General features: G+C 61.7%; 15 protein-coding genes and 1 pseudogene. 12 read left to right on the top strand and 4 right to left on the bottom strand.

The annotated features are described in order from the left end of the window. The first annotated feature begins 1 nt into the window (after position 1). The 7 genes from M0D67_RS25455 to M0D67_RS25485 all read left to right on the top strand — a co-directional run bounded on the left by M0D67_RS25455 (position 2) and on the right by M0D67_RS25485 (position 8,633). Positions 2–1,552 (top strand): efflux transporter outer membrane subunit, encoded by a 1,551-nt coding sequence (locus M0D67_RS25455; RefSeq protein ID WP_171926677.1) that lies wholly within the window; start codon positions 2–4, stop codon positions 1,550–1,552. Then, positions 1,549–2,847, top strand: a complete 1,299-nt coding sequence (locus tag M0D67_RS25460; RefSeq protein WP_154566528.1) for a paraquat-inducible protein A — start codon at positions 1,549–1,551, stop codon at positions 2,845–2,847. The genes M0D67_RS25455 and M0D67_RS25460 overlap by 4 nt, the downstream gene beginning before the upstream one ends. Continuing rightward, the gene (locus M0D67_RS25465; RefSeq protein WP_266240241.1) at positions 2,840–4,450 is read left to right on the top strand and encodes an intermembrane transport protein PqiB; all 1,611 of its coding nucleotides are present in this window, start codon (positions 2,840–2,842) and stop codon (positions 4,448–4,450) included. Before M0D67_RS25460 ends, M0D67_RS25465 begins: the two co-directional genes overlap by 8 nt. Further along, positions 4,447–5,025: a membrane integrity-associated transporter subunit PqiC gene (locus tag M0D67_RS25470; protein WP_266240242.1), complete on the top strand. Its 579-nt coding sequence runs from the start codon at positions 4,447–4,449 to the stop codon at positions 5,023–5,025. The genes M0D67_RS25465 and M0D67_RS25470 overlap by 4 nt, the downstream gene beginning before the upstream one ends. Positions 5,026–5,047: 22 nt before the next feature. After that, positions 5,048–7,771 carry a glucosidase gene (locus M0D67_RS25475; RefSeq protein ID WP_266240243.1) on the top strand — a complete coding sequence of 908 codons (2,724 nt, stop codon included), beginning with the start codon at positions 5,048–5,050 and terminating at the stop codon, positions 7,769–7,771. Positions 7,772–7,861: 90 nt separating this feature from the next. Continuing rightward, the gene (locus tag M0D67_RS25480) at positions 7,862–8,161 is read left to right on the top strand and encodes a hypothetical protein (protein ID WP_266240244.1); all 300 of its coding nucleotides are present in this window, start codon (positions 7,862–7,864) and stop codon (positions 8,159–8,161) included. Between the two features lie 73 nt (positions 8,162–8,234). Continuing rightward, positions 8,235–8,633, top strand: a complete 399-nt coding sequence (locus M0D67_RS25485) for a hypothetical protein (protein ID WP_154567625.1) — start codon at positions 8,235–8,237, stop codon at positions 8,631–8,633. Positions 8,634–8,777: 144 nt separating this feature from the next. On the opposite strand, the gene M0D67_RS25490 is transcribed toward M0D67_RS25485, so the two are convergent. After that, positions 8,778–9,305, bottom strand: a complete 528-nt coding sequence (locus M0D67_RS25490) for a hypothetical protein (RefSeq protein WP_154567626.1) — start codon at positions 9,303–9,305, stop codon at positions 8,778–8,780. A gap of 361 nt (positions 9,306–9,666) precedes the next feature. On the opposite strand from M0D67_RS25490, the gene M0D67_RS25495 reads away from it, so the two are divergent. From M0D67_RS25495 to M0D67_RS25510, 4 genes are read left to right on the top strand one after another with little or no spacing between them, the layout of a single operon-like run. Beyond that, positions 9,667–9,963, top strand: a complete 297-nt coding sequence (locus tag M0D67_RS25495) for a hypothetical protein (RefSeq protein WP_154567627.1) — start codon at positions 9,667–9,669, stop codon at positions 9,961–9,963. A gap of 45 nt (positions 9,964–10,008) precedes the next feature. Next, entirely contained in the window at positions 10,009–10,875 is an 867-nt protein-coding gene (locus M0D67_RS25500; protein WP_266240245.1) for a DUF2092 domain-containing protein, read from the top strand. Between the two features lie 11 nt (positions 10,876–10,886). Next, positions 10,887–11,675 (top strand): hypothetical protein, encoded by a 789-nt coding sequence (locus M0D67_RS25505; protein WP_168436028.1) that lies wholly within the window; start codon positions 10,887–10,889, stop codon positions 11,673–11,675. 22 nt (positions 11,676–11,697) lie between these two features. Then, entirely contained in the window at positions 11,698–12,459 is a 762-nt protein-coding gene (locus M0D67_RS25510) for a DUF4239 domain-containing protein (protein WP_154567629.1), read from the top strand. Here M0D67_RS25510 and M0D67_RS25515 read toward each other — a convergent pair. From M0D67_RS25515 to M0D67_RS42135, 3 genes and pseudogenes are all read right to left on the bottom strand, one after another. Further along, a pseudogene (locus M0D67_RS25515) lies at positions 12,447–12,721 on the bottom strand (biotin synthase); the annotation flags it as partial. The gene M0D67_RS25510 and the pseudogene M0D67_RS25515 overlap by 13 nt on opposite strands. Positions 12,722–12,746: 25 nt before the next feature. After that, entirely contained in the window at positions 12,747–13,619 is an 873-nt protein-coding gene (locus M0D67_RS25520) for a TauD/TfdA family dioxygenase (protein ID WP_266240246.1), read from the bottom strand. 508 nt (positions 13,620–14,127) lie between these two features. After that, positions 14,128–14,661, bottom strand: a complete 534-nt coding sequence (locus tag M0D67_RS42135; RefSeq protein WP_367892355.1) for a helix-turn-helix domain-containing protein — start codon at positions 14,659–14,661, stop codon at positions 14,128–14,130. A 631-nt stretch (positions 14,662–15,292) separates the two neighbouring features. Between M0D67_RS42135 and katG the strand changes: the two genes are divergently transcribed. Beyond that, complete coding sequence (katG, locus tag M0D67_RS25525) at positions 15,293–17,545, top strand: catalase/peroxidase HPI (protein ID WP_154564390.1); 2,253 nt, start codon at positions 15,293–15,295, stop codon at positions 17,543–17,545. Positions 17,546–17,942: the final 397 nt, after the last annotated feature.

Below are 17,942 nucleotides of genomic sequence, written 5' to 3' on the forward strand. Positions count from 1 at the left end.
CATGCGAGGCTTTGCGTTCCCGCTGCGTTTGCTCCCCGCCTTGCTGCTGGCAATCGGGCTGGGCGGTTGCCTGCTCGGCCCGGACTACGTCCGCCCGAACGTGCCGACGCCCGCGAACTTCCGGTTCGAAGCGAGTGAAGCCGTCGATGCGGCCAATACGCGGTGGTGGGAGCAGTTTCAGGACCCGGTTCTGAACGATCTGATTCTGGCCGCGCTCGCTGACAATAAGGACGTCAAGATCGCCGCCGCTCGCGTCGACCAGTTTCTCGGCCAGTTCGTGACGACGCGCTCGGCGCTGTTTCCGCAGGTCAACGCCGGTTTCGACGCCTCCCGTCAGCGTGCCTCGCAGCGCGGACCGACGCCGCTGCCGGCGGGCGTGAGTCCCGTCTTCAACGAGTTCCAGGCGCCGCTGACGGTGGGCTGGGAGCTCGACTTCTTCGGGCGGGTGCGGCGGGAGACCGAATCGGCTCGCGCGAGCCTGCTGGCGAGCGAGGAGGGCCGCCGCGCAACGATCCTTTCGCTGGTCGCCTCGGTGGCCACCGCTTACATCAATCTGCGCGACCTTGACCAGCAACTGGCGATCGCGAGAGCGACCACGGACAGCCGCGCCGGATCGGTGAAAGTATTCCAGGCGCGTTTTTCCGGCGGTGATGTCTCGCAGATGGAGCTCGCGCAGAGTCAGTCCGAATATGAAGCATCGCTCGCCACGATTCCGCAGCTCGAGACGCAGATCGCGCAGCAGGAGGACGCCTTATCGGTCCTGCTCGGTCGCAACCCTGGCCCGATCCTGCGCGGACGCGAACTGACCGAACTGGTGCTGCCCGCCGTACCGGCAGGTCTGCCGTCCGATCTGATCGAGCGCCGTCCCGATCTGCTGCAGGCCGAGCAGAACCTGGTCGCCGCCAATGCCCTGATCGGTGCCGCACGTGCGCTGTATTTTCCGCAGATTTCGCTGACGGGCCTGTTCGGCTCCACGAGTATCGAGTTCTCGAAACTGTTCACCGGACCCGCGCGCGTCTGGTCGTACGCCGGCTCGCTGACGGTGCCGATCTTTACGGCGGGCAGCATCAGCGGGCAGGTCAGCCAGGCAGAGGCGCAACAGCAACAGGCGCTGGTCCAGTATCAGCAGGCTATCCAGACCGCGTTCCAGGAAGTCGACGATGCGCTCATCGCGCTGCAGAAGTCGCGCGAGCAACTGGTCGTGCAGGCGCGCCAGGTGGAGGCGTTGCGTACGTATGCGCGGCTCGCGAGGCTGCGTTTCGAAGGCGGCTATACGAGCTATATCGAGGTGCTGGATGCCGAGCGCAGTTTGTTCAACGCGCAGCTTGGCTACACGCAGACCAATGGCCTGATGTTCAACTCGCTGATCGGTCTCTACAAGGCGATGGGCGGCGGCTGGGTTGTGCAGGCCGAGGCGATGACGGGGCGAGTGATGGGGCAGAAGGCGGTGGCACAGGTGGCCAGTCAGGCTGGCGATCAGTCGGGGACTCAATCAACGAATCCGTCGACGACTCCGACAACCACGGCGCCCGGCGCGGAGCAGCCTAAATGACCACCGCAACGACAAACGAGGCAAACGAGGCCGGTCCGATCCCTCTCGTCGCCTGCCACGAATGCGATCTGCTGCAGCGCGAATCCGCGGTGCCGCCCGACGGCACACTGCGCTGCTGCCGCTGCCACGCGGAGCTCTATCGCGCGCATCCCGACAGCACCGACCGGGCACTGGCCTTCACGCTGACCTGCGTCGTGCTGTTCTTCATCAGCAATCTCTATCCGATTGTCGGACTCGCGGTGAACGGCGATCTCGTCGAGACGACGTTGCTCGGTGCGGTTCGCGTGCTCTACAAAGACGGCATGTGGCCGATCGCGGGTCTCGTGCTAGCGACCACTTTCCTGATGCCGTTGATGCAGATGACTGCGATGGCGTATCTGCTGGTGCCGTTGCAACTGAACCGCCGCCCGTATCACGCCGACTTTGTGTTTCGCCTGATGCATCTCGCGCAGCCGTGGGGCATGACCGAGGTGCTGATCCTCGGCATGCTGGTGGCTCTCGTGAAACTCGCGCACATTGCGAGCGTCGTGCCTGGTGTCGCGCTCTGGTCGTTCGGCGCGCTCATGCTGCTGCTGGCGGCGGCCGGCTCCGCCTTCGATCCACATGCACTCTGGCGGCGCATGGGCAGCTTCGACGATGCGGCCTCGAAGACAGAGGCGGACGCTGCCGCGTCAGCCCATACCGCCCTGCGTTGCGGCCTGCTGAGCTGCCATAGCTGTGGCCTGCTGGTGAAGTCGACGGCTCATGTGCACGGCGCCGCGTGTCCGCGCTGCGGCGCCCATCTGCATGCGCGCAAACCCGACAGTATCGCGCGCACCTGGGCCTTCCTGATTGCCGCCATCGTGCTGTATATCCCGGCGAATGCGCTGCCCGTGATGAACACCAGTTCGCTGTTCGGCTCGGAGAAGGACACCATCCTGAGCGGCGTGGTCTATCTCTGGACCTCGGGTTCATGGCCGCTCGCCGCGGTGGTTTTCATCGCCAGCATCGCGGTGCCGATGCTGAAGATACTGGCGCTGATGTACCTCGTAATCTCCACGCAGCGACGCTCGGTCATGCTCCTGCAGCAACGAACCCGCATCTATCGGCTGGTGGAGCTGGTGGGCCGCTGGTCGATGCTCGATATCTACGTCATCACCATTCTGGTCGCGCTCGTGCAGTTCAACGCGCTGGCCACGATTCAGGCCGGGCCGGCCGCGGTCGCGTTCGGTTCGGTAGTCGTGCTGACAATGTTCGCGGCCATGTCGTTCGACCCGCGCCTGATCTGGGACGCGATGGAGGATCATCATGTCTAGACCTCCCGTGCCACCAGAGCTTCCTGAAGCGGTGGCCACGCCTCGCTCGCGCTGGCGCATGCAGATCGTCTGGCTGGTGCCGATCATTGCGGTGCTGATCGGCGGCTGGCTCGCGGTCAAGGCGGTCCTCGAACAGGGGCCGACGGTCACCATCAGCTTCACGACCGGCGAAGGTCTCGAAGCGGGCAAGACCAAAATCAAGTTCAAGAACGTGGATGTCGGTGTGGTCAAGAGCGTGACCTTGTCGAGAGACCACCGCAGCGTTGTCGCGACCGCCGAGGTGGTCAAGGACGCGTCAAGCATGCTGGTCGACGATACGCGTTTCTGGGTCGTGCGCCCGCGGATTTCCGGGGGCACCGTGTCAGGCATCGGTACGCTGCTGTCCGGTTCCTTTATTGGCATGGATCTGGGTGCCTCAACGAAGTCGCGGCGCGACTATGTCGGTCTCGAGACGCCGCCGGTTTTCGCCAGCGGCGTGCCCGGGCGGGAGTTCGTGCTGAAGAGCGAGGATATGGGCTCGCTCGATATCGGCTCCCCGGTCTTCTTCAGACGCCTGCAGGTGGGACAGATCACCTCGTATTCACTCGACGCGGACGGCAAGGGTGTCACGCTGCGGGTCTTCGTCAACGCGCCCTATGACAAGTACGTGAAGAACGATACGCGGTTCTGGCACGCAAGCGGCGTCGACGTGTCCCTGGGTACCGATGGCGTCAAGGTCAACACGCAATCTGTGGTCGCGATCCTGATCGGCGGCCTTGCGTTCCAGACGCCGGATGAGACGACCGGTCAGTCCGAGGCTGCCGTTCGTACCGAATTTATGCTGTTCCACGATCGCGCGGAGGCGATGAAGCGCCATGACCGCATCATCGAGAGCTATGTCTTCAATTTCAACGACTCGGTGCGCGGGTTGACGGTCGGTGCGCCGGTCGATTTCCGCGGCATCGTGGTGGGCGAGGTGGCCGCGATCTATACGCGTTTCGATCAAGCCAAGAAGCAGTTCAGCATTCCGGTCGAGGTGCGCCTTTATCCGGAGCGGTTCACATCGCGTTACCAGTCTGGCGGGTCCGGAGGCCGGCTCTCATCGGATCCCCACCGGATGGCGGAATGGCTGGTCTCGCAGGGCCTGCGAGCGCAGTTGCGAACCGGCAACCTGTTGACCGGACAGTTGTATGTTGCGCTCGATTTCTTCCCCGCTGCGCCCAAAGCCGAGGTGAACTGGAGCGCGAACCCGCCGGAACTGCCGACCGTGCCTGGCGGACTGCAGTCACTGCAGGATTCGGTCACCAGTCTGGTGGCCAAGCTGAACAAGATCCCGTTCGAAGGGATCGGCAAGGACGCGCAAAAGACGCTGGCGGATGCGGATTCACTTCTCAAACAGCTGCGCACCGAGGTGATGCCGCAGGCTCGGGACACGCTCGCCGCCGCGCAGACGGCGCTGGACTCGGCGAACGGTGCGTTGCAGCCGAACTCGCAGTTGCAGCAGGGCACCACCGATGCAATGCGTGAACTCGCGCGCACTGCGGCGGCCTTCCGTACCCTCGCGGACTATCTCGAACGCCATCCAGAGGCGCTGATCCGCGGCAAGCTGGAGGATAAGAAATGATGCGCCGATCCTTACCCATTTCCATGGCGGTGGCGCTCGCCGCGTTGTGCGGTTGTGCGTCGTCGCCGATGTCGGAGTTCTATACATTGAGTCCCCAGGCGCCGCAGGCGAGCGCCCCCGCCGCCACTCCGGTCACGGTGCTGATCGGGGTGGTGACGGTGCCTGACCTCGTCGACCGGCCGCAGATCGTGGTTCGCTCCGGTGACAACAAGGTCGAGATCGACGAATTCGCCCGCTGGGCGGATCCCTTGAAAACCCAGATACCGAACGTGGTCCGCGCCGATCTCGCGCGTCTGCTTGGCAGCGCATTCGTGTCCACCCGCCCGATGGCCGGCGATCCGGCCTCGGCCTACCGGGTGCAGCTCGATGTCCAGCGCTTTGACGGCACGCTCGGCGATGCGGCCACGGTCGACGTGTTGTGGTCGGTGTCGCCGCCCGGGAAAGGTTCGCCGCGCAGCGGACGCAGCACTGTGCAAGAGCACTGTGCAGGCGCCGGTTACGATGCGTTGGTGGCTGCCTATAGCCGGGCCCTCGTCACGGTCAGCCGCGACATCTCCGCTTCGATCCGCCCGTAGCCCATCCGCACGGAGGAAAAGCATGGGTCCCGTATTCGTGGACGTAGCGGAACAGGCGCGCTTGAACGCCGCGCGTGAGGCTCAAGTCCCATGGAAGAAATGGGGACCCTATCTCAGTGAGCGACAGTGGGGGACGGTCCGGGAGGACTACAGCGAAAACGGCGATGCCTGGAACTACTTCACCCATGACCAGGCGCGCTCACGCGCCTACAAGTGGGGCGAGGATGGACTCGGCGGATTGTGCGACGACAAGCAACGGCTGTGCTTTGCGCTGGCATTGTGGAATGAGCGTGACCCGATTCTGAAGGAGCGCCTCTTCGGCCTCACCAACAGGGAGGGCAACCATGGTGAGGATGTCAAGGAATACTACTTTTACCTCGACAGCACGCCCACCCACTCCTACATGAAGTACCTCTACAAGTACCCGCAACGGGAGTATCCGTACCGGGATCTGGTCGAGATCAACCGAAGACGATCACGTGAGGAGTTCGAGTACGAACTGCTCGACACGGGCGTCTTTGACGACGACCGTTATTTCGACGTGTTCGTGGAATACGCCAAGGCGGGTCCGGAAGATATCCTCATTCGCATTTCCGTTCACAATCGCGGCCCGGACTCGGCCCGGCTTCGGGTCTTGCCGACACTATGGTTCCGCAACACCTGGTCGTGGGGCGAGGACAATCGCAAGCCCTCGCTGCGCGAGGCGGGTCCCGGCGCCATTTGTGCCACTCACCATGAGCTAGGCGAATACTGGCTCCATTGCGATGGCGCCCCGGAGACGCTCTTCACCGAAAACGAGAGCAATGCGAGGCTTCTGTGGAACCAACCCAACGCATCTCCCTATGTCAAGGATGCGTTCCACGCGTACGTCATCTCGGGGCAAGGCGACGCAGTGAATCCCGCCAGGACGGGAACCAAGGCCGCGGCCCATTACGTTTGTGACGTATCCGGCGGCGGCAGCGACACCATCCAGCTGCGCCTGACGGCAACCAGAATGGACAATGCCTTCGGCGACTTCGGGAACATGATCGATACCCGCATCGCCGACGCTGACGAGTTCTACCAGCGGATCGCGCCCAAATCGCTGACCGAAGATCAGCGCCGGGTACACCGCCAGGCGTTGGCGGGAATGCTGTGGGGCAAGCAGTATTACTACTTCGATCTCGAGCTCTGGCTGCGCGAGCATCGGAGTCATCCATTGATCGAGGCCGCCCGTCGCGACGTGCGCAATACGGAGTGGTTTCACATGTTGAACGCCGACGTGATCTCCATGCCGGACAAGTGGGAGTATCCGTGGTACGCGGCCTGGGACCTGGCCTTCCACACGATCTCTCTCGCGCTGGTTGATTTCGATTTCGCGAAGGAGCAGCTGCTATTGATGTTGCGCAGCCTGTATTTCCATCCAAGCGGGCAGATTCCGGCCTACGAGTGGAACTTCAGCGACGTGAATCCGCCGGTGCATGCCGCGGCCACGCTCTGGCTGTACAAGTACGAGAAAGAGCTGGGACGGGCCGACCTGCGATTCCTTGAGCGCTCGTTTCAGGGGTTGATGCTCAATTTCAACTGGTGGATCAACCGCAAGGACCCAGCGGGGCACAACGTCTTCGCCGGCGGATTCCTGGGTCTGGACAACATCGGCGTATTCGACCGCAGCGCGCAGCTTCCGACCGGCGGATCGCTAGAGCAGGCGGATGGGACGGCGTGGATGGCATTCTATTGCCAGAGCATGCTGGAGATCGCCATCATCCTGACCGAGTACGACCCGATCTACGAGGAGGCCGCCTTCAAGTTCGTCCAGCATTTCATGTGGATTGCCTATGCGATGGACCGTCGCGGCGAACATCAGGACGAGATGTGGGACGAGCAGGACGGCTTTTTCTATGATCTGTTGCGGCTCCCCGACGGCCAGACGATGCGTCTGAAGGTAAGGTCGATGGTGGGGCTGTTGCCGCTGTGCGCATCGACTGTATTCGAGGCGGAATCTGTCACTCGCTATCCGAAGCTGATGGAGCTGATCATTCAGTTTCGAAAACGCTACCCCGAGCTGGTTGCCCATGTGGCCCCGACCGATGCGGGTTACATCGGCCATAGGGAACGAAGGCTTCTGTCGATCCTCAACAAGCGCAAACTCGAGCGCGTGCTCGGCTACCTGCTCGACGAGAACGAGTTCCTGGGGCCGCACGGCATTCGTTCCCTCTCTCGCTATCACCTCGACCATCCATTCGTGCTTAATGTCGGTGGTCAGGAGTACAAGGTGCAGTACCTGCCGGCAGAATCGAATACCGGCATGTTCGGCGGCAACTCCAACTGGCGCGGTCCGGTGTGGATGCCTGTCAATTTGCTGATCGTCCGGGCACTGGTGAATCTCTACAGTTTTTTCGGCGATGAGTTCAAGGTTCAATGTCCAACCGGTTCGGGGCCGCACATGACGCTGTTCGAGGTGGCGCAGGAAATCGTCCGCCGGCTGACCGGTACGTTTCTGCGCGATGCGAAAGGGCGGCGGCCTGTCTACGGCGGGACGGCCAGATTCCAGGACGACCCGCACTGGCGCGACCTGATCCTGTTCTACGAGTACTTCCATGGTGACAATGGCGCGGGCCTTGGGGCGAGTCATCAGACGGGCTGGACGGGTCTCGTCGCCCCTCTGCTGGACCTGTTCGCGCGCGTCGACGCGAATGCCGTGCTGGAAACCGACCGCTGGCGCGTGATGGCCAGGGTCGTAAGGGAGCAGGTGGGTGGAATCTAGCCTTTTTATTCGGTGAACTTCTCGGCGATTTGTCGTTCATGGGCTGCGCGTTCGCCGAGCGAATCGTAGACGGGCTCACAGCGCAACAGAATGGGGACGATCATCGCGGTGAAGCAGGCTGTGAGCATCGGGAAGAGCAGAGTGAAGCTTCCCGTCATCTCCGTCACCAGGACGATCCCGGTCACCGGAGCGGCCGGCGGCCATTGGGGCGAGGGAGCAGGAATCGGTGCGCTCGTCGGCGCGATGGGCAGCGGCATGCGAATGCGGCGCGAGCAGCAGCAAATGGCCATGCAGCAGCAAGGCATGCAGCAGCAGGCGTCGAGTCAGCTTTCGACATACAACCGCGCAGTGGGAGCATGCATGACCGGTCGCGGCTACACCGTCGAGTAGGCGCCGTACCTCACCCACCCGATCCCTGGTCCGCTGGTCGCTCACTGATTCACGACAGGCAGGAGAAGCAATCATGCTGAAGAGTTTGCGGGTAACAGCCGTGGCGGTCCTTGTTTGCGCCACGCCTTCATGGGTGCTCAGTGCAGACTTCGACGGCAGCAAGCCGCTGCTGTGTGCGACGATCGACGCGCACTTCTGCGACGTAGGGGAAGTCTGCTATCGGACGCTACCGGCGATTCTCGGCGCGCCGCAGTTCATGCGTATCAACTTTGCGAAGAAAACCATAGTCGGGCCGAACCGCAGCACCGAGATCCGGTTCATGGAACCGAGCAATGGACAATTGCTTCTCCAAGGGACGGAACTGGGCTATGCCTGGAGTGTCGCGCTTGATACACAGACTGGCGCGATGTCCACAACGCTCGTCAACCACGAAGACGTGTTCGTGCTCTTCGCGGCCTGCACACCGACGTAGTTCAGTTCGATGATGGTCGCGCCACTTCACCTCGCGGGCGTCATTCGTGAAGTAATCCTTCTGGTGCGCAGCGCCTCTCGGGGCGCGAGAGACGCCCTTGATCGCCTGCCTGCAGGAAACTATCGCGTCCTGCCTGAAGCTGACCTAGCCAACAGCCTGCCCGGTCGGTTTCGTGGGCATGGGACCGAAGAACATCGCCTTGAGCTTGTCGCGGCCGATCACGCGAGCCAGTTCAGCGAGCACGCAGTAGTTGGCGATCAGCGTCACCAGCAGGATCTGGATCGCCCAGAAATGCGGCCAGTTGAACTCGGCCAGCAATTTATGATTGGCGGCAACCAGGCCGGGGGCCTCCTTCCAGTAGTCATACAGGTGCTCCAGGTAGTGCACGAACAACGCTACGAGGGTGTAAATCGCCGTCTTCCAGCTGGCATTCCATATCAGCGGCTTCTCGGGAAAGCGGTTGATGAAAGGCAGCATGTTGGCGATCAGTACCGATTTGCCGAGAATCAGGGCGGTAATGGTCACGGAGGCCGATGTCGGCAGTGAGATCCCGGTGCCCCAGGTCGTCAGCGCGCGAATGATCGCGACGATGTGGAGGATGACGAAGAAGAAGATCGTCGGCGGTAGGATCTCCATGAACTCATGCTTGATCCTGGCGGCCAGCTTGCTCATGTTCCTCTCCCGATGTGGTTGGCTTCGCCAGCGTCCACCGGATACGGCTTGAAAGCGGAGGCTGAACTGGCGACGCCGTTCGTCCACGTTGGGTCTAGCGACCCAATACCCCTCCTCGGATCCGGGAGGAATCAATCGCGCATAGACGACAAGCGACCGGTTTCATTGAGCGCATATTGGACCATGGTCCAATATGCGCATCCACGCTGGTGTCATAGTCTATCTTAGAGGCGAAAACGGTTGACCGCGCGTTCGCGGACGAGGCGCCCGAAAAAATCAAGAACCAGGCCATCCCTTTGGAAGCGATGATCCCAGGCCCTTTCCCGAGTGCCGCATTTTTTGACGAAATGAGGACAAGCTCATGATCAAGCGTCTCCTGTGGTTTGCGATGGTACCTGCGTTGCTGTTCGCGAACGCCGCCACCGCTCAATACCCGATGATGGACATGGTCGCCGACAAGCTCGTTCAAAAGTACCAGCAATCGTCCTGCGAGCAACTGTGGCAGGAGAAAGCCCAGAAACAGGGGCGACCCAAGCCCGAGAGAGAGCAGGAGGCCATGCAGATGCTGCGCGACGATCCGCAGATGCGCGCCGCTTTCATCAATAGGGTGGCAGCACCGATTGCCAACAAGATGTTTGAATGCGGCATGATTCCATGATGTCGTCGGGCACGCCGTGAAACCGGGTTACTTACCGAGGCCGCGATGACCTGCGAGAAATTGAAGTGGGGCGTAACCATCGTTATGCTGAGCGTTTTCCTCGCTGCAAGCGGCAACGCCCAGCAAACACAGCACACGCAGAAAGCAGCCGCCAGGCCGGCGGCGAAGCCTGCCGCGCCAGCGTTCCAGCCCGGACTCGAGCCACGCGCGATCGACATCCTCAAGGCGGCGAGCGCCCGCCTTGCCGCCGCCAGGTCGATGTCGTTCACTTCGGTCGTCTCCTATGAGAGTCCGAGCCGCCTCGGTCCGCCGCTCGTCTATTCCACCAGGTCGGAGGTAACAGTCCGGCGGCCGGACAAGCTTAGGGTCATCACATCCGGCGACGGGCCACCGTCAGAGTTCTATTACGACGGCAAAACCATGACGGCATTCGCGCCGTTGGAGAACCTGGTCGCGATCGCCGACGCGCCCCCGACAATCGACGCCGCGTTACAGGTGGCCTTCGATTCCGGGGCAATCTATTTCCCGTTTACCGATGTGATCGTCGCGGATCCCTACAAGGACATCGCCGACGGACTGAAGATCGCTTTCTACATCGGTCAATCGAACGTGGTCGGCGGCACGACAACGGACATGGTGGCGTATGTCACTGGGGATGTGTTCATACAGGTCTGGATCGGAGCGCAGGACAAGCTTCCGCGCCGTATTTACGCCATTTACCTCAATGATCGTGCCCAGTTGCGCCATGTACTAGAACTCTCCGACTGGCAACTGGATCCCGCCATTCCGGCGGATACCTTTAATGCCGCCAAAGCAGCTGGCGCGGCCCGCATTGCGTTCGCGCGTCCGGACGCGAGCGATGCGCCAGGAATGAAGCCGCCGCCGAGAAGCAAGCACGCCGGGACTCAATAAGGAGACGCATCGTGAAGAAAGCCGTCATCCGTCTGGTGGGTCTTCTCGTCCCGGCGCTCACAGCGGGTGCAGCCGGTGCATGGTCGCATGCCAACTATTACGGAGGCAGCACGTCGCATGCGCCCGGTTCGGGGTCGACAACCCGCAGCAACGCGTGGGGCGGCAGCGAAACGCACACATACGGCCAAGGCACGACCGCGACCGGCCGCTACGGCGACACCGCAACGCACGCACAAGGATCTGGACAGACGAGCTTCACCAACCGATATGGCGGGAGCGCGACCCACACCTATGGCCAGGGCACCAGCGCCACCAACGCGTATGGCGGTTCGGCTTACCATGCCGCAGGCTCGGGTTATACGAGCTACACGAGCGCCTCGGGTGCGACCGCCTACCATAGCGCTTATTACGGCGCCAGGTACCCCGCCTACCATCCTCCGGTCACAGTGAACAATTATGGATCTAGCTGCTACAACTGCGGCGGCTGGTCTACCGCCGGCGCAGCCGCAGCGGGCGTAGCAGTCGGTGTGGCGGCGGGCGCGGCCATAGCTTCGGCCAACACGAACGCCGCTGCGTCGAATGCTTACAACGCAGGCTACGTCGCTGGGGCAACGACAGCCCCGCCTGCACCCGCACCCGTCAGTACGACGTTCGCCATGGGTGCGATCTACGCGGCGCTACCGGCAGGCTGCATAAGGCCCGCGGTTCAGGGCGGCACATACTACCTATGCGGTAATACGTGGTTCCAGCCCGCCTACGGCGCGAACGGTGTTTACTACCGCGTGGTGCCTGCACCTTGAGGAACGTCCAGCGGGGTCAATCGTGAGTTCATTGGTAGTCGCCTCGATCGTGTTTGTGTGCGTCTTCGGCAGCGGGGTGCTCGGCTTGTCGCTTCGTTCGTTCCTTCCCGACCATCACCTGAGCGAGGATTCGACTGCCATCGTGAAGCTGGGAGCCGGGCTGATGGCGACGCTCGCCGCTCTCGTCCTTGGTCTTCTCATCGCCTCGGCAAAGGTTTCTTTCGACCGGCTCAACGACGAGTTCACGGAGACGGCCGCTACGGTCATCATGCTCGATGGCACGCTGGCCGATTATGGCCCGGAGGCGAAAGACGCCCGCGAGGCCCTGCACCGCACCTACGCCTCAGCAGTGGATCTGTTTTATTCCGGGAGAGGTACCGGGAAGGCCAACGTGGACGCGCCGGAGAGCTTGGCGCACGTAGTGCAATTTCAGCAAAAGCTTCGGGAACTGGCACCACGAAACGACATGCAGCGCATGCTTCAATCGGAGGCTCTCGCCCGCAGTCACGACCTGGCGAAAACGCACTGGATGCTGATCCAGCCGGGGCAGGGCGCGATTCCAGCGCCATTCATGGCGGTGCTGGTACTCTGGCTTGGTATCCTCTTCGCCGGTTTCGGACTGGTCAGCGCCAACATCCGAACTGCTATTGCGACGCTTTTCGTCTGTGCGCTATCGGTGTCCGGCGCTATTTTCCTGATCGAGGACATCGCCCACCCGCTCGAAGGGCTGATGCAGATCTCGCGCGCGCCGGCGCAGATCGCGCTCTCCCATCTCGGGCAATAGCCGCAGTCGTCCGCACACCCCCCGTCTTGATCGAAAGTAGCGTCGAAAGCTGCACCTCATTGGAGTCGAAATGCTGCCGATGCACCTCCTGGGCACGAAAAATCAGGTCCAGGAAGGGCAGGCCGTAGAGCGCCAGGATGGCCTCCACGCTCCACCGCGCAGCGGTACCTGACTCGCGTGCTTGCGCGGCGGCAGTGGCGGCGGTTGCTGCTGCGGCCTCGGCGCGCAGCGAGGCAAGAGGAACGATGGCAATGGGTTTCATGATTGTTCCGTTCTACATAGCTTTCTCAGGCGCTCGGCGCCTGACCGGCGATGGTGACGCGCTGCCCGTAGCGGTTGAGCGGGTAGTAGTCCCAGACCGCATGGTGTTGTGTGCATCGGTTGTCCCAGAACACCATTGAGTTCAGCGTCCAGGGAATCCGGCAGACGAGCGGTGGCGTCAGTTCAATCATTCGATAGAGCATCTCGAGCACGCACCTGCTCTCGTAGCTGGTGAGCTGGACGATGCGGGACGTGAAGCCCCGATTGACAAACAGCAGTTTGCGGCCCGTCTCAGGATGGCGCACCACGATCGGATGCTCCGCGGTCGGAAACCCGCCTTCCGGTGCCTTGTGCTTGTAGTTGCCGACGTACGGAATCGCGCCGTCGTGAATAGCGGTCATGCCCTCGAGCAAACTCTTGAGTCGATCCGACAGCATGTCGTAGGCGAGGTACATGTTGGCGAACATGGTGTCGCCGCCGATGCCTCCCTCTGGCATCTGCGTGACGTAGAGCATTGAGCCCATCGGCGGTTCGGCGTCGCACGACACATCCGTGTGCCAGCCCTCGCCAGCCACACTCCTGGAATGCTTGCCAGCCTTGACCTCGAAGATCTCCGGGTCTTTGCCGGGCTTTACGGCGTTGAGCGGATGCACGTGCAACGCGCCGAAGCGCCGGCGGAGGCGCTTGTGCTGCTCGGACGTCATTTGCTGGTCGCGGAAGATGACGACCAGATTCTCCAGCCACGCATGACGGATCTCGTCGAACTGTTGATCCGAGAGTTCGGTGGACAGATCCACGCCGCCGATTTCCGCGCCGATCGTGTGCGTCAGCGTTCGACCCGGACGCGTCGAATGAAGCCGGTGTAGCGAGCCGGCGCTCGACCAGGCTCCGACGATCACCGACCCTGTAGTTTTTCACGCCGCTGCCGAAAATGCTCAAAATCGTGCGCGTACGCGCACGGACCTTCGCCGCTGATCACAGGACACTGCGCCAGCCGGAGCCAGGCGCGAAACTCTGTACGGGTGGGTTCAGGAATCTCGTCAATCCGGATGTAATGCACGTTATCGCTGGATACGGGGTGGTTCTGGGACAGGTCAAGGAGTTGCCGGGAAAGGATCATTGCGGATTCGTCAGGTGATGTCGGAGCAAAAAACGGGAGGAATTTACCAAATCCTGAAAGGGAGGGGTTGTGCGCAGGAGCAGATGGCGGGAGGACGGCGCCCGTCTGGCCTGCCGTTTCGGATCAAGCGCGGGTCCCGAACTTCGTGATGGGCAATAGCGCAATGCCTCGTCTGGACCTCGTCAGGTTGGGCTCGGAGCCGCGTCGACCCATGTGCCTGCGTCCCCGATGCGTACCGCCTTTGCGAGTTTTCGACAATGCCGTCCAGGCAGCGAGACGGAGATCGCCTAACGACGGTCCCTGGCACGTGTAGTTGATTTGCGAGCGGGTGCCTGGGGCAGGCGGTCGCACAGATCCTTAAGGAGATTTCCGACCCAGGTTCGATCTTCAGCACTCAACCGCTCAAGCTGGTCAGCGATCGTGCAACCGATATCAGTGGCCCTGTTTGAGCCTCGTCCCAGCAGCTTTGCGACCGGTACGTTGTAAAGCTCCGCAAGCTCGAGCAGCCGTGGAATGGTAGGCCAGTTCGCGCCTCGTTCGAAACGACTGATCGTCTCGGAGAATACGCCGAGATGTTCTGCTATCGCTGGACTCACGCTGACGCAGAGGCCTACTAGGAAAACCGCGCATGCGACGGATGCCTGGCACGCAAGGAAAGGAGGGCGATTCGGACGCGATTGCTCGCCCGCCGGGGATCTCAAGTGAAAAACTGCCGGAATCCTCGATCTTCTTGACATTAGTGGTCGCAGTGCACCAATTGCTGCACTGTCTGGCCTGCGCGACGCATGCATGTCCTTGTCTTGGTCACAAACACTTTGCATTCGAAATCGAACCCCGGCGCCGTTATGCAACGTTACTCTCGGCAAAGAAACGCCCCTTTGTTGGCGCCCCAATAAACGGCAACGCGAAAACGCCCGCACCGTAAAGAAAGTGCAGCGTTTCGTGCGCCGGTTGGTGGCTCCTCGTTGCAATGCGGCCAAAAGTGCAGACTTTCCGTCCTTTTGGCTCTGGTGCCAACGGCCTAGAAGCGCCTTCCGATAAGAAATTGAAGTTCATGCTTATTTGTGTGCCCACAATAGTTATCGACATACAAAAAGGTCCGCACTTTCCACGGCGCGGGAAGGCGCACGTCACTGTAAATATGAAAGGCATCTGTCACGTTATAGTTATGTTCTATCAATAGCATTGCAAAAATCGCATTCTGTTAATGGCCTCCCTCACATATATTTTTATGTGCAGTAGGCCTGCCGACGCGGGCCATCCCGGTCCAATACACGCAACGACGTCCTCATCGGACGAAGGCTATGCGTGCCGGGTGAAAGTGCCAATACATCAAAAAGAGCCCATCATGTGATTTCCCGACCGCCCGCCGGCGCTGGTTCGGCGATGCACCGTAGAAGCCAGGCGCCGTGGAAGAACTGGTAGTGGGTACATTCCCCAAGGAGATAGTGCATGTCAAACGATGCAAAGTGCCCGTTCAATCATGCCGCCGGAGGTGGCACGACCAACCGTGACTGGTGGCCAAAGCAGCTACGGCTGGATCTGCTTAGCCAACACTCCAGCAAGTCGGACCCGCTGGACAACGGCTTCAACTACGCCGAGGCGTTCCGGAGCCTCGATCTGGCTGCGGTGAAGAAGGATCTTGCGGCACTGATGACCGACTCGCAGGATTGGTGGCCGGCAGACTTCGGCCACTATGGTGCGTTCTTCATCCGCATGGCCTGGCACAGTGCCGGCACGTACCGCATCGGCGACGGCCGCGGTGGCGCCGGGCGTGGCCAGCAGCGGTTCGCGCCGCTCAACAGTTGGCCGGACAACGTCAGCCTCGATAAGGCTCGCCGCCTGCTGTGGCCGATCAAGCAGAAGTACGGCCAGAAAATTTCCTGGGCCGATCTGCTGATTCTTACCGGCAACGTCGCGCTCGAGACCATGGGCTTCAAGACCTTCGGCTTCGGTGGCGGTCGCGCCGACACCTGGGAGCCGGACCTGGACGTCTACTGGGGCAACGAAAAGACCTGGCTGGGCGGCGATGTCCGTTACGGCAAGGGTGCTGCCGGCAGTGACGACGAAGGCGTGGTCGTGGCCGATCCAGCACTGCACGGCAGCGAAGTCAGCCGCGACGACAACGGACGCAACCTGGAAAACCCGCTGGGCGCCGTGCAGATGGGCCTCATCTATGTCAACCCGGAAGGTCCCGACGGCAATCCTGACCCGCTCGCCGCGGCACATGACATTCGTGAAACCTTCGCGCGCATGGCCATGAACGACGAGGAAACGGTCGCGCTGATCGCCGGTGGCCACAGCTTTGGCAAGACGCACGGCGCCGGTCCTGCCGACAATGTGGGTCCGGTGCCCGAGGCCGCCGGCCTCGAGAACCAGGGGCTGGGCTGGAAGAGCAGCTTCGGCACCGGCAAGGGCGCCGACGCGATCTCCAGCGGACTGGAAGTCACCTGGACCACCACACCGACGAAGTGGGGCAACGGCTTCTTCGAGAACCTGTTCAAGTACGAATGGGAACTGACCAAGAGCCCCGCCGGCGCCAACCAGTGGGTCGCCAAGGATGCCGGCGAAACGATTCCGCACGCTTACGATGCCTCGAAGAAGCAGCGGCCGACGATGCTCACCACCGACCTCTCGCTGCGCTTCGACCCCGTCTACGAGAAGATTTCGCGGCGCTTCCTGGCCAATCCCGACCAGCTCGCCGATGCCTTCGCCCGTGCATGGTTCAAGCTCACTCACCGCGACATGGGACCGCGCGTGCGCTATCTTGGACCGGAAGTGCCCGCTGAAGAACTGATCTGGCAGGACCCCATCCCGGCGGTCGACCACGCACTGGTCAACGATCAGGACGTCGCCTCGCTCAAGCAGAAGATTCTGGCGTCAGGGCTGTCCGTTTCGCAGCTCGTGTCGACGGCATGGGCGTCGGCATCTACGTTCCGCGGCTCGGACAAGCGCGGCGGCGCCAACGGTGCACGCATTCGCCTCGCTCCGCAGAAAGACTGGGCGGTCAACCAGCCCGAGCAACTGGCGAAGGTACTGAAGGTCCTCGAAGGGATCCAGAGCGAGTTCAACGGCGCACCGTCCGGCGGCAAGAAGGTATCGCTGGCCGACCTGATCGTGCTGGCCGGTAGCGCCGGCATCGAGCAGGCCGCAAAAAGCGCAGGCCATCCGGTGACCGTGCCGTTTGCGCCGGGACGCGCGGACGCTTCGCAGGATCAGACCGACGTGGAATCCGTCGGAGCGCTTGAACCCGTCGCCGATGGTTTCCGCAACTTTCTGAAGGGCAAGTACAGTGTCCCGGCTGAGGCGTTGCTGATCGACAAGGCGCAATTGCTGACCCTGACCGCACCCGAGATGACGGCGCTCATCGGCGGCTTGCGCGCCCTGAAGGTCCAGAGCGGGCAGGATTCGCATGGTGTCTTCACCAAGCGGCCGGAAACGCTGACCAACGACTTTTTCGTCAACCTGCTCGACATGGGTACGGAATGGAAACCGGTCTCCCGGGACGTGTTTGAAGGGCGCGACCGCAAAACCGGCGAGTTGAAGTGGACCGGTAGCCGCGTCGATCTGGTGTTCGGTTCACACGCCCAGTTGCGGGCGCTGTCCGAAGTCTATGCAAGCGAGGACGGGCAGGCGAAATTCGTTCGCGACTTTGTCGCGGCGTGGGTCAAGGTGATGAACCTCGACCGCTTCGATCTCGCCTGAACGGGTGTGGGGGGCCGTCAGGGTTGCAACCCTGACGGGACTTTGCTCCACCTTGCGAAGGTAACTCTGCATGTCGCGGTGCGACTCCGGTTATATCGGAGTCGCACCGCTTTTTTTTCGGCGCCCGTGCCATACCGTGCAGCCTGAGTGACTCGAACATTCGCGTCATTACATCAGCCTGCATGATCGTCCTCCCCCTTCCTTAGGCTTCGTAGCGGCCCACTTTGGTCAGCGGCTCGACCGTTGGGTTGCGTGCGGGTGCCAGTCAGTCGATTCAGGGTTTACGCGGTGCACACATACTTGAAAAATCAAGTACACTCGGTCTCAACATATTTGAAAAATCAAATAAATTAGCTTCTGGGACAAACCCGTGTGATGCGCCTCATCTTCCCTTTGC

This window comes from Paraburkholderia sp. SECH4 (genome assembly GCF_030511745.1).
GTDB classification, from domain to species: domain Bacteria; phylum Pseudomonadota; class Gammaproteobacteria; order Burkholderiales; family Burkholderiaceae; genus Paraburkholderia; species Paraburkholderia madseniana.

What these genes read in the sequence shown, in the direction of transcription:
- M0D67_RS25490 (WP_154567626.1), bottom strand. Translation starts at nt 9,305, where the DNA reads ATGAGCAAGCTGGCCGCCAGGATCAAGCATGAGTTCATGGAGATCCTA.
- M0D67_RS25465 (WP_266240241.1), top strand. Translation starts at nt 2,840, where the DNA reads ATGTCTAGACCTCCCGTGCCACCAGAGCTTCCTGAAGCGGTGGCCACG.
- M0D67_RS42135 (WP_367892355.1), bottom strand. Translation starts at nt 14,661, where the DNA reads ATGCAAAGTGTTTGTGACCAAGACAAGGACATGCATGCGTCGCGCAGG.
- M0D67_RS25485 (WP_154567625.1), top strand. Translation starts at nt 8,235, where the DNA reads ATGCTGAAGAGTTTGCGGGTAACAGCCGTGGCGGTCCTTGTTTGCGCC.
- M0D67_RS25480 (WP_266240244.1), top strand. Translation starts at nt 7,862, where the DNA reads ATGGGGACGATCATCGCGGTGAAGCAGGCTGTGAGCATCGGGAAGAGC.
- M0D67_RS25455 (WP_171926677.1), top strand. Translation starts at nt 2, where the DNA reads ATGCGAGGCTTTGCGTTCCCGCTGCGTTTGCTCCCCGCCTTGCTGCTG.
- M0D67_RS25460 (WP_154566528.1), top strand. Translation starts at nt 1,549, where the DNA reads ATGACCACCGCAACGACAAACGAGGCAAACGAGGCCGGTCCGATCCCT.
- M0D67_RS25495 (WP_154567627.1), top strand. Translation starts at nt 9,667, where the DNA reads ATGATCAAGCGTCTCCTGTGGTTTGCGATGGTACCTGCGTTGCTGTTC.
- M0D67_RS25500 (WP_266240245.1), top strand. Translation starts at nt 10,009, where the DNA reads ATGACCTGCGAGAAATTGAAGTGGGGCGTAACCATCGTTATGCTGAGC.
- M0D67_RS25470 (WP_266240242.1), top strand. Translation starts at nt 4,447, where the DNA reads ATGATGCGCCGATCCTTACCCATTTCCATGGCGGTGGCGCTCGCCGCG.
- katG (WP_154564390.1), top strand. Translation starts at nt 15,293, where the DNA reads ATGTCAAACGATGCAAAGTGCCCGTTCAATCATGCCGCCGGAGGTGGC.
- M0D67_RS25475 (WP_266240243.1), top strand. Translation starts at nt 5,048, where the DNA reads ATGGGTCCCGTATTCGTGGACGTAGCGGAACAGGCGCGCTTGAACGCC.